This window comes from Natronomonas sp. EA1, assembly GCF_051195035.1.
Lineage (GTDB): Archaea > Halobacteriota > Halobacteria > Halobacteriales > Haloarculaceae > JBNTJV01.
Genome location: NZ_JBNTJV010000002.1, coordinates 525124 through 538846, shown reverse-complemented (window position 1 = coordinate 538846; position 13723 = coordinate 525124). Strand labels below are relative to the sequence as shown.

The window sequence follows — 13723 nt, the reverse complement described above, 5'->3', positions numbered from 1 at the left end:
GCATGGACCACATCCCCGGCGACGTAGAGGAAGTGGAGGTCGAAGACGGCGTCTACCTCGCCCAGCTCGCCATCGGCGAGGAGATGAGCATCCAGCACCTCCGGATGGCCCCCGGCGCGCGTGTCCCCGAACACAGCCACCACCACGAGCAGGTGGGGTTCGTCTATCAGGGCGAACAGACGTTCGTGCTGGAGGACGGCGCGATTCCCGTGGGCGAAGGCGGCTCCTACTGGCTCAAGAGCCACGAAGTCCACGCGGCCGAAAATCGAGGAGAGGAGGAGCTGCTGGCCATCGACGTGTTCTCCCCGCCACGCCCGAATCCAAGTTGGCTTGACTAGGCTGAGTGGTCGGTTTTTGAATCCTGTTTTTAGATGCGTGTGGGCCTGCTACCGGGTCCGCCACGAACACGTAGAAAGCCCCCGTCGCCTCGTGGCCTGCGGCTCGCTGCGCGCTTCGCTCCCTTCGGTCGCTCCAGTGCTTACGTCGCCTCGGCTCACGACGCGACGGCCCCTTTCAGTCCCACCCCCACGATGGCTTCTCGACCGGCCGACCCACGGTGGCTGGCCGGCCAGCCGACTCGGGAGGGACTTTCTACGTGTTGTTCGTAACCGTTGTCACCGTCAAACAGCAAATCGGGACTTTCTACGTGGTGTTGGCGGACCCGGTAGCAGTCTTCGACTCGGGAACTCCTGCCCTGTCTCACAACAAATCATCTCACAATTCTCAAAAAGCAGGCCGAAAAAACGGGTATCTCGAACGCTTATCACCCACCCGACTGTGTTCCCGGGTAGCATGCGCGCAGCACGTCTACACGAGCACGGTGGGCCGGAGGTACTGACTGCAGAGGAGGCCGAGCGACCCGAACCCGATCGAGGAGAAATCCTCGTCGAGGTGGCCGCGGCGGGCGTCAACCCCGTGGACACGTACTTCCGGGAGGGATCGTATCCGGTCGTCGACCTGCCGTTCACGCCGGGGGTCGACGTCTCGGGCACCGTCGCGGCCGTCGGCGAGGGCGTCGAGGGGTTCGAGGTCGGCGACCGCGTGATGGGCACCGGTATCGGGAGCATGAACGACCAGGGGGCCTATGCCGAATACGCAACGGTCCCCACCGACCGCGTGGTCACCATTCCCGACGCCGTGTCGCTCCAGGAGGCCGGGGCGGCCGGCGTCGCGGCGCTCACCGCGTGGCGCGCGCTCATCGAGCACGCGTCGCTCGACCCCGCGGAGTACGTCCTGATCCACGGCGGGTCCGGTGGCGTCGGCCACGCGGCGGTCCAGCTCGCCGCCGCGGTGAACGCCCGCGTCATCACCACCGCGGCCCCGAGGTACCACGACCGGCTCTCCGAGTTGGGCGCGGAGACGGTCATCGACTACAACGAGGAAGACCTCGCAGGGGCCATCACCGAGGCCTCGAACGGCGGTGTCGACGTGATTCTCGACCACCGGCTGGACGACTACCTCCAGCTGGACGCCGACGTGGCCGCGGACGGCGCGCGCGTCGTCGGCATCGGGGAGAACAGCCCCGACCCCGGCTTCACCAACGACGGGGCCGCCCGCTCGAAGGACGTGAACTACCAGTTCATGAGTATGTTCAACACGCCCGACATGCGCGTCGGGCTGCACGGCATCGCCCACCTCATGGCGACTGACGGGATGGGGATCGAGATCGCCGAGTCCTACGCGCTCGACGACGCCGCGCAGGCCCAGCGCGACGTGCTGTCGGAGAGCTTCTTCGGGAAGCTCGTCATCGAACCCTAGAACCGGTCGGCGCGGAAGCGGTCGACCGGGTGGTCGGTCTCTCCATCCACCGCTAAATCGGCGAGGATCTCGCCGACGACGGGGGCGAACTTGAACCCGTGGCCGCTGAACCCGCAGGCGACGAGGACGTTCTCTTTCTGGGGATGCCGGTCGATGATGAAGTGCCCGTCCGGGGTGTTCGTGTAGAGACACGTCGAGAGCCGCAGCACCGGGCCGTTTGCGTCGGGCAGACAGTCCCCGAGGAACGCGCGGAAGGCGTCCTCGTCCGCGCGGCGGGGCTCGCGGGCCATCGTCTCGGGGTCGACCGTCTCGTCGAAGTGGTGGTGGATGCCGACCTTGATGCCGGGGGCGTCGAACCGGGGGAAGCCGTAGTCGGGGTTCGCGTGCTCGTGGTCGACGATGAACACCGGGAACGTCTCGGGGGTGAAATTCTCAGGTCGCGACGGCTGGAACCACCCCATCACCTGCCGCTGGGGCTCGAGCACGTCCGCGAACGCCGGGAGGAGCTTCGGGGCCCACGCACCGCCGGCGACGACCAGCGTTCCGGCGGTGTAGCTGCCGCGGTCCGTCTCGACGCGCACTCCCGTCTCGGTGGCTTCCCACCCGGTCACCCGCTCGCGGGCCCGCACCGTCGCCCCCGCGCGGTGGGCCGCGTCGACGTGCGCGATGGTGCACTGCTCGGCCGCGAGGAACCCCCCGTCGGGCTGGTAGACCGCCTCGTACTCTTCGGGGAGGTCGAACCCGGGGAACCGCTCGTGGAGCGCGGCGCTGTCGTACGTCTCGTGGTCGAGGCCGTGGGTCTCGCAGGCCGCACGGGCGCCGGCGACCAGCTCCGAGTCGGGGGGCCCGGCCGCGACCGACCCCGTCCGATACAGGAGCTGTTGCCCGTGGTCGGCCTCGAGTTCGCCCCACAGCTCGTAGGCCCGGTCGAGCAGCGGGAGGTACGCGGGGCTCTCGTGGTACGCCTTCCGTATCATCCGGGTCTCGCCGTGTGAGGAGCCCATCGCGTTCGGCACGTCGTACCGCTCCAGTCCGAGCACGTCGAGGCCGCGGCGCGCGAGATGATAGGTCGCGGCGCTCCCCATCCCCCCGACCCCCACCACGATGGCGTCGTACGCGTGATTCGGCATGGCTGTCGATTGCCAGTGTCACGCATAAGCATACCGGGTACACGGGCGGCGAGGGTTTTTCTCCCCGGCGGGAGAGGGGACGGTGATGATCGTTCAGTACGCAGTCGTGCCCATCCGTCCCGACGCCCGCGAGGAAGCCATCGACGCCCTCTCCGACCTCGGTGAGGCCTCTCGCGAGGAGGACGGGGTCATCGAGTACCGCGTGAACGCCGACATCGACGACGAGAACACGGTCCGCATCTTCGAGGTGTACGAGGACCAGGAGGCGGTGGACGCCCACATGACGAGCGACCACTTCGAGGCGTTCCAGGCGCAGGTGCCCGAGTTCGCCGGCGGGGAGGTGACGCTCATGAAGTACGAGGTGAGCGACGCCACCCAGCTCATGTAGCCCGGGGATTCATACCCCGCCACCGCTTCCCACCGGTGATGAGTGTCGACTGGGGTGGGGTTCGTGAGTGAGCCGATGACCGCCGTCGTGAGCCAGAAGGCCGTGCTCTTCTCGAACGACGAGGTGCTGCTGGTCCGCGACCCCGACGGGACGTGGGAGTTCCCCGGCGGCCGCATCGACCGAGGGGAAGCCCCCATCGACGCGCTCCACCGCGAGCTCGCGGAGGAGACGGGGCTGGACGCCGAGATCGGCCGCCCGGTCCACACCGCCATCCGGCGACACGAACGGAAACGCGCGAAGTTCTTCGTCTACTACCGTGGGCGGGTCGACGACCGGTCGGTCGCGCTCTCGGAGGAGCACGACGCCTACCGGTGGGTCACTCCCGACGAGGCCGAGCCGCTCCTCTCTGAGCGGCACGCCACGGCGCTCTCCGAGGCGCTCTCCCGGACACTCGGGGAGTAGCCGACTCAGGGCGTGATGACCGCCCGCCCTTCGATCTCGCCGTGTTCGAGCGCCTCCGCGACCTCGTTGATTTCCTCTAAGGGATAGCGGCTCGTTCGCAGTTCCACGTCACCGCGGTCGACGAGCGCGACGAGCTCCTGCAGCTCGGTGTAGCGTCCGACGAGCGTCCCGCGGTAGGCGAACTCCCCGTCGACGAGCGTCTGGGAGGGCTGGTGGACGTGGCCGCCGTAGCCGACGACGTGGTGGTCGCCGCCGGGAGCGGCGATCTCGGGGCCGAGCGCCGTCGTCTCGTCCGCGCCGACGAAGTCGATGATCTGCTGGGCGCCGCGGCCGTCCGTGAGCGCCTCGACCTCTGCGGGGATGTCGTCGCTCGCGGGGTCGAACGCCTCCCGGGCGCCGAGTTCGCGCGCGAGGTCACGGGCGCTCGATTTCAGGTCGAGCGCGACGATGTCGGCCGCGCTCATCGCGTCGAGACACTGGATGCCGATGTGGCCGAGCCCCCCGACGCCGATGACGACGGCGGTGTCACCGGGGTTCAGCTCCCGGGTGGCCTTCTTCACCGCGTGGTAGGCCGTGATGCCCGCGTCGGCGTGCGGCGCGATGTCGGCGGGGTCCACCTCCCCGGGGAGGGGGATGACCGCCCGGTCGTTCGTCTTCAGATACTCCGCGAAGCCGCCGTCGTGGGTGAGCCCCGGGAACGCGACGTTCTCGCAGTACATGTCCTCCCCCTGCCGGCAGGGGCGACACGTCCCACAGGTCATCACCGGGTGGCAGATGACCCGGTCGCCCGTGGAGACGGTGGTCACCTCTTCGCCCACCTCGACGACGGTGCCCGCGTTCTCGTGGCCGAGGGTCAACGGGAGCTGTTGGGGGACGTAGTCCGTCCACATCCCCTCGACGACGTGGTTGTCGGTCTGACACCAGCCCGCGCCCTCGATCTCGACGATGACGTCGTGAGAGCCCGTCGCCGTCGGCTTGTCTACGTCGTCGATGCTGAGCGCCTCGCTCATGTCGTCTGTGTACTCGTGGAGTCTCGCGGCACGCATGGTAACGTGACACACTCGGGGGAGCGAGCACAAAAAACCGGCTGGTTGTCTGAAAATAAACAACTCTCGAGTTTCGAAGAAACTGATAAGTTGGTGTGTTCCTCGTTACCACACATCATGTATAATCATGATGGAGAGGATATCTTCGTGATAGACTCCCACACGCACCTCTGGGACGCGTCGACAGAGAACATCACTCACGAGGGTGGCGAGCAGTTCATCCAGTGTTTCTACGACTACCACACCGGGTTCACTCCCGAGGAGCACCAGTGGACGCTCGAGGAGTATCGCAAGTACAGCGCCGAACGGATGACCCAGGACCTCTTTTCGAACGCCGCAGTCGACATGGCGATCTTCCAGCCGACGTATCTCTCGGATTTCTACGCGAACGGGTTCAACACCATCGAGGACAACGCCGAACTCGCGAACCAGTACCCCGGACGGTTCGTCCTGAACGGGCGGTTCGACCCCCGTGACGGGGAAGCGGGGAAGGAGGAACTCCGACGCCAGAAGGAGAAACACGACATCTCCGGTGTGAAACTCTACACGGCGGAGTGGAACGGCGACTCGAAGGGCTGGCGACTCGACTCCGACGCCGCCTTCGAGTTCCTCGAACTCTGTTCGGAGCTGGGGATCGAGAACATCCACCCGCACAAGGGGCCGACCATCCGCCCGCTGAACCGCGACGCGTTCGACGTGGCCGACGTGGACGACGCGGCCACCTCGTTTCCGGAGCTCAACTTCGTCGTCGAACACGTCGGGCTCCCGCGGCTCGACGACTTCTGCTGGATCGCCGCACAGGAGCCGAACGTCTACGGTGGGCTCGCGGTCGCCGCACCGCTGGCCGTCCACCGTCCCCGGAAGTTCGGGGAGATCATGGGTGAACTACTGTTCTGGCTCGGCGAGGACCGCCTGCTGTTCGGCTCCGACTACGCGCTGTGGGACCCCGACTGGCTCGTCGAGACGGTGATGAACGCCGAACTCACCCAGGAGCAGCGCGACGAGTACGGCGTCGAGCTGTCGACCGACGTGATGAAGAAGATCATGGGGGAGAACGCGGCGGAGCTGTACGACATCGATATCGAAGCGAAGAAACAGGAGTTCCAGTCGGACGACATCACGGCGGAGTTCGGGCTGGAATCGCACTACGGGGCTGGAACTGCCCCCGCTGACGACTGATGGCGACGCGCCACCAGTCCCCCGACTCGCTCACCGTCGCGGCCGTGCGGGACCGGCTCGACCGCGTGACGGACCCCGAACTCGACGAGTCCATCGTCGCACTCGAGTACGTCGACGAGATCTCCATCGACGGCAGTCACGTCAGCGTCGTGTTCACGCTCCCGACGGCGTGGTGCTCCCCGGCGTTCGCGTGGATGATGGCGACGGACGCCCGCGACGAGGTGGAGGCGCTCCCCGGGGTCGAGCGCGCGACCGTGACCCTGCGCGAGCACATGCACGAGGACGAGATCACCGAGGGTGTCACCGAGCGCAAACGGTTCGGCGAGGTGTTCCCCGACGCGGACGGTGGGGTGGCGAGCATCCGCGCCACGCTGGACGCGAAGGCCCGGCTCGCCCGCCAGTACGACGCCGTGGAGGCCCTGCTGGAGGCGGGGCTCACGGGTGAGCAGGTCGCCGCGCTCACCCGAGAGGACTGCCGACTCGAGGACGGTGCGGTCTTCGTTCGCGACGGAAGCGTCGGCATCCCCATCGACCCGGCCCCCGTCGAGGCGTACCTCGAGAAGGCGCGCGTCACCGGCCTGCTCGACGACGGCCAGGACGCGCTGTTCCGGACGCCGGAGGGTGAGCCCATCCCCGCCGAGTCGTTCGAACTGGTCCACCGCCGGGCGCGGCTCGCCAGCGTCAACATGAGCGGGCAGGGGAGCGTCTGTGACGCGCTCAACCGGGCGCGCCACGCGCCCGGCCGTCCCCCGCTCTCCTGAGCCACAGTCCCGGTCTCAGATCCCACGCAGGCCATCGGGCCCCGGCGGTGGCCCACCGCTTCCTCCCGTGTCTTCAGGCTCGCCGTGCCCCTCCTTCGAGAGCCCGTGCCGTCCCCGTTTCCGGAACGCCGCCGGGTCCCAGCCACACTCCGGACACTCCCCCTCCTGGTAGTCGATGTCGATACCACAGCCGAGACACTCGCCGGTCATGCCCATAGCTACCGTGGAACGTACGTGGACTAAAACGCTCCCCCGCCCTACCGGCCCCAACCCCTTTCGCCCCGCGTCCCCTTCCCCGCCCATGGACGACTCGCCAACCGTCGCGGAGTTCGTCGACTACTGTGAGCTCAACGCGGGGCTGCTCGCGGGCCGCGCGGAGACCATCGGCGAGGAGGCAGCAGCCCTGCTCGACGACCTCGACGAGGAGCTGGCAGCCGCCCGCGAGGGGCTCGACGAGCAGCGTAGCGCGGCGAGCACGGAGACCCCGCCCTCACCGGATATCCCTGCGAACGAGGACCGCGAGGCGGTCGATTCGGTGGCCGACCTGGAGTCGGAGCTGGGGGAGAAACAGGCGCTCGTCGCGGCGAAGCAGGCGCGGATGGCGGCGTTTCAGGACCTCGCCGAAGCGTACACCGACCTCGCGGGTGAGGTGGCGGGGCTCGACGACCCGAGCGCCGCGCTCGAACGCATCGTCGAGTTCGAGAAAGCGCACGACGCGCCGACGTACTTCGACGAGCGGGAGACCCTGCTGGAGGCGGTCGCCCGCGAGTCCGAGTAGCCGTGCCCCGAGCGCGGGATTCATAGCGTTCCCGACGAACTCCTATCCAGATGACGGACATCCGGCAGCTCGACGCCGCGACGGTGGACCGCATCGCGGCCGGTGAGGTCGTCGAGCGACCCGCCTCCGCCGTGAAGGAACTGGTGGAGAACAGCATCGACGCCGACGCCTCGCGGGTCACCGTCGCCGTCGAAGACGGTGGGCGCGAGGGGATCACCGTCCGCGACGACGGCGAGGGGATGACCGAGAGCGAGGTCCGGCTGGCCGTGCAACAGCACACCACCTCCAAGATCCGGGATATCGAGGATCTGGAATCCGGGGTCGGAACCCTCGGCTTCCGGGGCGAAGCGCTCCACGCCATCGGTTCCGTGGCGAAGCTGACCGTCACCACGCGCAAGCGCGGGACGGACACGGGCACGGAACTCCGCATGGAGGGCGGCGAGGTCGTCTCGGTGGAGCCCGCGGGCTGCCCGGAGGGGACCCGCATCGACATCGAGGAGCTGTTCTACAACGTCCCTGCGCGACGGAAGTACCTCAAACAGGCGAGCACGGAGTTCTCGCATGTAAATAGCATCGTGACGGGCTACGCGCTCGCCAACCCCGACGTGGCGGTGACGCTGGAACACGACGGGCGCGAGACGTTCGCGACGACCGGGCAGGGCGATTTGCGCTCGGCCGTCATGGCCGTCTACGGGCGGGAGGTCGCGGCGAACATGATCAGCGTTCCGCCGGCGGTGGAACGAGACGGAGGCGGCCCCGCCGCCGGAGCCGCCGAGTTCTCGGGAGAGGGGGTTCTGGATGGTGGTTCCGCGAGCGATGCGAGCGGAACGTCGGTGAGCGGTCCGCTCACCGGTATCTCGGGCCTCGTCTCCCACCCCGAGACGAACCGCGCGGGCCGTGAGTACATGAACACCTTCGTCAACGGCCGGTACGTCACCGCGCGGGCCGTCCGCGAGGCCATCGTCGACGCCTACGGGGGACAGCTCGCGCCCGACCGGTTCCCCTTCGCCGTCCTCGACCTCTCGCTCGACCCGGCGACCGTCGACGTGAACGTCCACCCCCGGAAGCTCGAGGTGCGGTTCGCCGACGAGGAGCAGGTGAAAACCCAGGTCGAGAAGGCCATCGAGTCCGCGCTCTTAGAAGAGGGGCTGATCCGCAGCTCCGCCCCCCGTGGCCGGTCGCAGGCCGCCCAGACCGAGATCGCGCCGGAGCGTTCGGAGTCCGGGGACGACTCCCCCGACGCTAGCCCCGACACCGCGAGCGACCCTGAGTCGCGGTCGGCCGCGAGCCAGTCGCGGGATTCGAGCGAGAGTACTGATTCGAGCGAGAGTACTGACTCCACCCCGCGCACGCGGGAGCGCGCTCGCGAACGCTCGGGCGCAGCGAGCGAGGTGACGAGCGACACCCAGAGCGAGTCGACGGACGACGAACCGACCGAATCCCGCGCCCCGACGTGGGCCACCGACCCCGACCGCAAGTTCCGAACCGAGCCCGAGCAGGCGACGCTCACCGACGAGGCTCCCGAGCCGGCGTACGACCGCCTGCCCGCGATGCGGGTGCTCGGCCAGCTCCACGACACCTACATCGTCGCGGAGACCGCGGATGGGCTCGTCCTCATCGACCAGCACGCGGCGGACGAGCGGGTGAACTACGAACGTCTCCGCGAGAAGTTCGCGGGGAGCGTGACGACGCAGGCGCTCGCCGAACCGGTGGAGCTCTCGCTCACCGCGCGAGAGGCGGAGCTGTTCCGCGAGGCGGGCGAGGCGCTCTCCCGGCTGGGGTTCCACGCGTCGCTCACGGACGACCGGACGGTCCGTGTCTCCACCGTTCCGGCGCTGCTCGCCGACGCTGCCGGCCCCGAACTCATCCGCGACCTCGTGGGAGATTTCGCCGATGGGGACCCCGGCGACACCGTCGCGGCGCACGCCGACGAGCTGCTCGGCGACCTGGCGTGTTACCCCTCGATTAAAGGAAACACCTCGCTGACGGAGGGGAGCGTGGTGGACCTGCTGGCCGCGCTCGACGACTGTGAGAACCCCTACGCCTGCCCGCACGGGCGGCCCGTCGTCATCGAACTCGCGCGCGGCGAACTGGAGGACCGATTCGAGCGGGACTATCCGGGGCATTCGGGTCGCCGGCCCGAGTGACTAAGCCGCTGCCTCGCGCAGGAAGGGTATGCTCGCCACGTTCGGAGAGACGGTCCTCCAGCTCTCCTCGCCCCGTGACCGACTCGCCGCGGCCCACCGGCTCCGGGTCGCCGCCACCGGCCCCGAGAGCAACGCGGCTATCGCGGCCCGCGCGCTCGGCACCGACGCCCGCTGGTACTCCGTCCTCCCCGACTCTTCCCTCGGAGAGCGGGTCGTCCGGGAGCTGCGGGGGTACGACATCGACACCCGCGTGACCTACCGCGCGGGACGACAGGGGCTCAGCTTCGTCGAGCCGGGGGCGGCCCCCCGTGAGCCGGAACGCGTCGAGGACCGGGCGGGGAGCGCGCTCGCCCGCGCCGAGGAGGGGGACCTCACCTTCGAGTCGCTGGAGGCGGCGACGGGCGCGTACGTCACCGGCGCGACGCCCGGCATCTCCACGCCGCTCGCGGCCGCGACCGCACGGTTCCTGAAGGGTGCGCACGACGCCGGCGCGCACACCGCGTTCGGCCTCCACTACCGCCCCGAGCGCTGGGCGCCCGAGGAGGCCCGCGAGACGCTCTCGGGGCTGTTCCCCGCCGTGGACACCTTCATCGCGCACCGCGCGGACGTGGCGACGGTGTTCGACCGCGACGGCCCGCCGGCGGAGGCCGCGAACGCGCTGGCCGCGGCTCACGGCTTCGACACCGTCGTCCTCGTCGGTCGGGGTGACGTGACCGCGCTCGCCGCGTCCACACTGTACGAGGCCTCGATTCCGGAGGGGGAGGTCGTCGACACCACCGGCGCGGACGACGCGCTGGCGGGGGCGTTCCTCGCCGCGCGACTGCAGGGGGCCGGCGTGGAACGCGCGCTCCGGCACGCCGCCGCCGCGTGCGCGCTCGCCCGGTCGCTCGCGGCCCCGGTCCCGGACCTCTCGCGCGCCAGCGTCGAACGGGTCGCACGCGAGCTAGAATAACTCGGGTATCTGATACCAGGTGTGTCGGCCCCGCTGTTCGTGGCCGTCAGGTGTGTCGGCCCCGCTGTTCGTGGCCGTCAGGTGTGTCGGCCACGCTGTTCGTGACCGTCAGGTGTGTCGGCCACGCTGTTCGTGACCGTCAGGTGTGTCGGCCACGCTGTTCGTGGCCGTCCATGCGTCGCCCGCACTCACCGCACCAAGGGCTAAACCCCTCGCCCGTCTCGGCTCCGGTATGCACGTAGTCATCATCGGCGCGTACGGGAGCGCGGGCGTCACCGTGGCCGGGGACCTCGCGGACGAGGAGGGTGTCGAACTCACGCTCATCGACGACGGCGAACCGGGTGGCGGGCTCTGTATCCTCGACGGATGTATGCCCTCGAAGGAGGTGCTCTCCGCGGGTGCCCACCGCTTCCAGGCACGCCACGACGACCGTATCGAGGGGACGCCGTCCGTGGACCTCGAACGGGTCGTCGCCACGAAGGACGAGCATATCCACTCCTTCGCGGCCCACCGGCGGAGCGCGGTCCACGACCTCGCGGAGCGCGAGAACGTGGAGTTCATCCACGACCGGGCGCGGTTCGTGGACGACCACACCGTCGCGGTCAGCGACCGGGTCATCGAGGCCGACTACGTCGTCGTCGCCACCGGCTCCGTCCACAACGTCCCCGATTTACCAGGAATCGACGAGGTGGACTACTGGACGAGCGACGACGTGCTCGACGCGACGGCGTTCCCGGACTCGGGCATCGTGATGGGGTTCGGCTACATCGGCGCGGAGCTCGCCCCCTACATCGCCGAGGCCGGTGACTGTTCGCTCACCGTCATCGAGCACGACGACCGCCCGCTCGACGAGGCCGACCCCGCCTTCGGCGACGCCCTCCTCGACATCTACGAGGACAGCTTCGACCTCGAGGTCCTCACGAACACCTACGAACGGCGGCTCGAATCGACCGACGAGGGGGTCAGACTCACCGTCGAACGCGAGGACGGCCGCGAGGAGACCATCGAGGCCGAGGCGCTGTTCCTGTTCACGGGTCGACGGCCGAACGTGGACGGACTGGGGTTCGAACACACTCCCATCACGCCCGAGGGGGAGTGGGTCCGCGACACGATGCAGGCCGAGGCCGACGACCGGACCTTCGTCGTCGGCGACGTGAACGGCAAGGAGCCCATCCTCCACGTCGCGAAAGAACAGGGGTTCTGTGCGGCCGACAACATCCTCGCGCACGCTCGCGGCGACCCCCTCACCGAGTACGAGAACGTCCACCACCACGTCGTCTTCTCCGGGCTGGCGCTGTACCCCTACGCGCGGGTGGGCCACTCCGCGGCCTCCGCCGAAGCCGAGGGGCTGGAGTTCGTCCACGTCTCCCGGCAGGCCGCGGACGACGGCGTGTTCAAGACGAAGGCGCACCCCGAGGGGCTGGCGTCGCTCGTCGTCGGCACGGACGGGACGGTGCTGGGGTATCAGGGGCTCCACTACCACGCGGACGTGATGGCGAAGACGATGCAGGTCGTCGTCGAGCTGGGGCTGGACGTGCGCGAGCTCCCCGACCGGGCGTACCACCCGACGACCCCCGAGATCCTCGACGGACTGTTCCGGGACGCCAGCGCGGCGCTGGAGTAGTCGGTCCGTTGTCGGGTTCCTCAAAAACTAATTAACCGTCGGGTGGTTCTACCAGCGTATGCGACCCGCCCCGATTCTCGTCGTCCTGTTGCTCCTCGTCGCGGGCGTCGGCCCGGTCACCGCCCAGGAGTCACCGGTGACGCTCACCGTCTCCGTCGTCGACCAGCAGGGGTCGGCCGTCGGTAACGCGGAGATCACCGCGAGCTGGAGCGACGGCGAGACCACGGCCACGACCGCGAGCAACGGGAAGGCGTTCGTCGACGTCCCCGAGGGCGCCGACGTGACGCTCACCATCAGACACCCCTCCTACACCCGGAACAAACCCGTCATCGTCCAGAACGCCCAGACCGAGAGCGTCACGGTCCGCGTCGCGGAAAAGGGCTCCGTCACCATGCGACTCACCGACACGGACGGGGCCGTGGCGAACGCGAACGTCGTCCTCGCGCGCGACGGCGTCGGCATCGCCACCGGCACCACCGACAGCTCCGGCACGTTCGAGACGGGCGTCATCGAGCAGGGGGCGTACACCGTCCGGTTCGAGAAGCCGGGCTACTACACGAACCGCACCACCGTCGACGTCACGGGTGATATCATCCGGCGCTACGAGATGCGTCGCGGCAGCGTGACCGTCCAGTTCCGCATCGTCGACGACCACTTCACGCCCGCACAGCCCGTCTCCGACGCGCGCGTCGAGGTCTCGGACGTGGGCTCCCAGCGAACCACCTCGGGCACCGTCACGTTCACCGTCCCCGTCAACACCGAGCATCAGGTGACGGCGACGAAGGACGGCTACACGACGGCGACCACGTCGCTCTCCGTCGGCGAATCCGACTTCCAGCGTACTCTCACCATCCAGCGCGAGGCCTCGCTCACCGTCTCGCCCGCGAACCAGCGGGTGGTCGTGGGTGAGACCGTGCTGGTCACGGTTACGAACGCCTACGGCGAGCCCGTCACCGGCGCGACGGTCCTCGTGAACGGGAACGAACGCGCCAGCACCAACTCGCAGGGCGAAGCCCGCGTCACCATCCAGCAGGCGGGTGACCGGACCATCGTCGCCGAGGCGAACGGCGTCCAGTCCGCTGGAGTGACGGTCACCGGTATCGAGGTGCAGGAGGACACCCCCACCCCCGAACCGGAGCCGACGCCGACGGCGACCCCGACGGCCGAACCGGAGTCGACACCGACCGACACCGAACCCGAGGAGGGGCCCGCGGTGCCCCTGCCCGGCTTCGGCCCGCTCGTCGCCATCATCGCCCTGCTCGCGGTGGCGCTCCTCCTCGGGCGCCGCTGACCCGCGGATACTTTTTAACCGTCTGACACCCTACCGTGGGTATGGACCTCACGGACCCCGTCACGCTGTTCGTCCTCCTCGGGTTCGTGGTCTTTTCGATCCAGCAGTGGCTCCAGTGGCAGTCGCGGCAGGCGTGGTTCGACCGCGTCTGGCTCGAACACGCGGACGAGTCGCCGGAACGTGAGGAGTAAAGTCGTTCCCGGACAC

General features: G+C 68.8%; 15 protein-coding genes. 12 read left to right on the top strand and 3 right to left on the bottom strand.

Annotated features, from left to right (window positions below; translation table 11 throughout):
* Positions 1 to 2: 2 nt before the first annotated feature.
* Together ACQUQR_RS08650 and ACQUQR_RS08645 are read left to right on the top strand one after the other, a co-directional pair.
* Complete coding sequence (locus ACQUQR_RS08650) at positions 3 to 338, top strand: cupin domain-containing protein (protein ID WP_435196062.1); 336 nt, start codon at positions 3 to 5, stop codon at positions 336 to 338.
* A gap of 454 nt (positions 339 to 792) precedes the next feature.
* On the top strand, positions 793 to 1758 hold the full coding sequence (locus ACQUQR_RS08645) for an NADPH:quinone reductase (RefSeq protein WP_435196061.1): 966 nt from the start codon (positions 793 to 795) through the stop codon (positions 1756 to 1758).
* Here ACQUQR_RS08645 and solA read toward each other — a convergent pair.
* Positions 1755 to 2888, bottom strand: coding sequence for an N-methyl-L-tryptophan oxidase (gene solA / locus ACQUQR_RS08640; protein ID WP_435196060.1), 1134 nt, complete (start codon positions 2886 to 2888; stop codon positions 1755 to 1757). The genes ACQUQR_RS08645 and solA overlap by 4 nt on opposite strands.
* A gap of 85 nt (positions 2889 to 2973) precedes the next feature.
* On the opposite strand from solA, the gene ACQUQR_RS08635 reads away from it, so the two are divergent.
* Complete coding sequence (locus tag ACQUQR_RS08635; RefSeq protein ID WP_435196059.1) at positions 2974 to 3276, top strand: putative quinol monooxygenase; 303 nt, start codon at positions 2974 to 2976, stop codon at positions 3274 to 3276.
* A 75-nt stretch (positions 3277 to 3351) separates the two neighbouring features.
* Entirely contained in the window at positions 3352 to 3738 is a 387-nt protein-coding gene (locus ACQUQR_RS08630; RefSeq protein WP_435196058.1) for an NUDIX hydrolase, read from the top strand.
* Between the two features lie 5 nt (positions 3739 to 3743).
* On the opposite strand, the gene ACQUQR_RS08625 is transcribed toward ACQUQR_RS08630, so the two are convergent.
* Positions 3744 to 4784, bottom strand: a complete 1041-nt coding sequence (locus tag ACQUQR_RS08625; protein WP_435196057.1) for an NAD(P)-dependent alcohol dehydrogenase — start codon at positions 4782 to 4784, stop codon at positions 3744 to 3746.
* A gap of 117 nt (positions 4785 to 4901) precedes the next feature.
* Between ACQUQR_RS08625 and ACQUQR_RS08620 the strand changes: the two genes are divergently transcribed.
* On the top strand, positions 4902 to 5963 hold the full coding sequence (locus ACQUQR_RS08620; RefSeq protein WP_435196056.1) for an amidohydrolase family protein: 1062 nt from the start codon (positions 4902 to 4904) through the stop codon (positions 5961 to 5963).
* Positions 5963 to 6724, top strand: coding sequence for an iron-sulfur cluster assembly protein (locus tag ACQUQR_RS08615; RefSeq protein WP_435196055.1), 762 nt, complete (start codon positions 5963 to 5965; stop codon positions 6722 to 6724). Before ACQUQR_RS08620 ends, ACQUQR_RS08615 begins: the two co-directional genes overlap by 1 nt.
* 15 nt (positions 6725 to 6739) lie before the next feature.
* Here the strand turns inward: ACQUQR_RS08615 and ACQUQR_RS08610 are convergent, their stop codons facing one another.
* A complete protein-coding gene (locus ACQUQR_RS08610) occupies positions 6740 to 6940 on the bottom strand; it encodes a hypothetical protein (RefSeq protein ID WP_435196054.1) in 201 nt (66 codons plus the stop codon).
* Positions 6941 to 7025: 85 nt separating this feature from the next.
* Here ACQUQR_RS08610 and ACQUQR_RS08605 point away from each other — a divergent pair, with 85 nt between their 5' ends.
* The 6 genes from ACQUQR_RS08605 (at position 7026) to ACQUQR_RS08580 (ending at position 13707) form a co-directional block, all read left to right on the top strand.
* The gene (locus ACQUQR_RS08605) at positions 7026 to 7502 is read left to right on the top strand and encodes a hypothetical protein (RefSeq protein ID WP_435196053.1); all 477 of its coding nucleotides are present in this window, start codon (positions 7026 to 7028) and stop codon (positions 7500 to 7502) included.
* Between the two features lie 50 nt (positions 7503 to 7552).
* Positions 7553 to 9649, top strand: a complete 2097-nt coding sequence (gene mutL / locus ACQUQR_RS08600) for a DNA mismatch repair endonuclease MutL (protein ID WP_435196052.1) — start codon at positions 7553 to 7555, stop codon at positions 9647 to 9649.
* A 28-nt stretch (positions 9650 to 9677) separates the two neighbouring features.
* The gene (locus ACQUQR_RS08595) at positions 9678 to 10601 is read left to right on the top strand and encodes a PfkB family carbohydrate kinase (protein WP_435196051.1); all 924 of its coding nucleotides are present in this window, start codon (positions 9678 to 9680) and stop codon (positions 10599 to 10601) included.
* Positions 10602 to 10833: 232 nt separating this feature from the next.
* Positions 10834 to 12225: a dihydrolipoyl dehydrogenase family protein gene (locus tag ACQUQR_RS08590; RefSeq protein WP_435196050.1), complete on the top strand. Its 1392-nt coding sequence runs from the start codon at positions 10834 to 10836 to the stop codon at positions 12223 to 12225.
* 58 nt (positions 12226 to 12283) lie between these two features.
* Positions 12284 to 13516 (top strand): carboxypeptidase-like regulatory domain-containing protein, encoded by a 1233-nt coding sequence (locus ACQUQR_RS08585; protein WP_435196049.1) that lies wholly within the window; start codon positions 12284 to 12286, stop codon positions 13514 to 13516.
* Positions 13517 to 13557: 41 nt separating this feature from the next.
* Entirely contained in the window at positions 13558 to 13707 is a 150-nt protein-coding gene (locus ACQUQR_RS08580) for a hypothetical protein (protein WP_435196048.1), read from the top strand.
* The last annotated feature ends 16 nt before the right edge of the window (positions 13708 to 13723 follow it).

Excerpts from the sequence above, each read along its gene's own strand:
- ACQUQR_RS08620 (WP_435196056.1), top strand. The coding sequence starts at position 4,902 with ATGTATAATCATGATGGAGAGGATATCTTCGTGATAGACTCCCACACG.
- ACQUQR_RS08580 (WP_435196048.1), top strand. The coding sequence starts at position 13,558 with ATGGACCTCACGGACCCCGTCACGCTGTTCGTCCTCCTCGGGTTCGTG.
- ACQUQR_RS08605 (WP_435196053.1), top strand. The coding sequence starts at position 7,026 with ATGGACGACTCGCCAACCGTCGCGGAGTTCGTCGACTACTGTGAGCTC.
- ACQUQR_RS08590 (WP_435196050.1), top strand. The coding sequence starts at position 10,834 with ATGCACGTAGTCATCATCGGCGCGTACGGGAGCGCGGGCGTCACCGTG.
- solA (WP_435196060.1), bottom strand. The coding sequence starts at position 2,888 with ATGCCGAATCACGCGTACGACGCCATCGTGGTGGGGGTCGGGGGGATG.
- ACQUQR_RS08625 (WP_435196057.1), bottom strand. The coding sequence starts at position 4,784 with ATGCGTGCCGCGAGACTCCACGAGTACACAGACGACATGAGCGAGGCG.
- ACQUQR_RS08595 (WP_435196051.1), top strand. The coding sequence starts at position 9,678 with ATGCTCGCCACGTTCGGAGAGACGGTCCTCCAGCTCTCCTCGCCCCGT.
- ACQUQR_RS08615 (WP_435196055.1), top strand. The coding sequence starts at position 5,963 with ATGGCGACGCGCCACCAGTCCCCCGACTCGCTCACCGTCGCGGCCGTG.
- ACQUQR_RS08630 (WP_435196058.1), top strand. The coding sequence starts at position 3,352 with ATGACCGCCGTCGTGAGCCAGAAGGCCGTGCTCTTCTCGAACGACGAG.
- mutL (WP_435196052.1), top strand. The coding sequence starts at position 7,553 with ATGACGGACATCCGGCAGCTCGACGCCGCGACGGTGGACCGCATCGCG.
- ACQUQR_RS08635 (WP_435196059.1), top strand. The coding sequence starts at position 2,974 with ATGATCGTTCAGTACGCAGTCGTGCCCATCCGTCCCGACGCCCGCGAG.
- ACQUQR_RS08645 (WP_435196061.1), top strand. The coding sequence starts at position 793 with ATGCGCGCAGCACGTCTACACGAGCACGGTGGGCCGGAGGTACTGACT.
- ACQUQR_RS08650 (WP_435196062.1), top strand. The coding sequence starts at position 3 with ATGGACCACATCCCCGGCGACGTAGAGGAAGTGGAGGTCGAAGACGGC.
- ACQUQR_RS08610 (WP_435196054.1), bottom strand. The coding sequence starts at position 6,940 with ATGGGCATGACCGGCGAGTGTCTCGGCTGTGGTATCGACATCGACTAC.
- ACQUQR_RS08585 (WP_435196049.1), top strand. The coding sequence starts at position 12,284 with ATGCGACCCGCCCCGATTCTCGTCGTCCTGTTGCTCCTCGTCGCGGGC.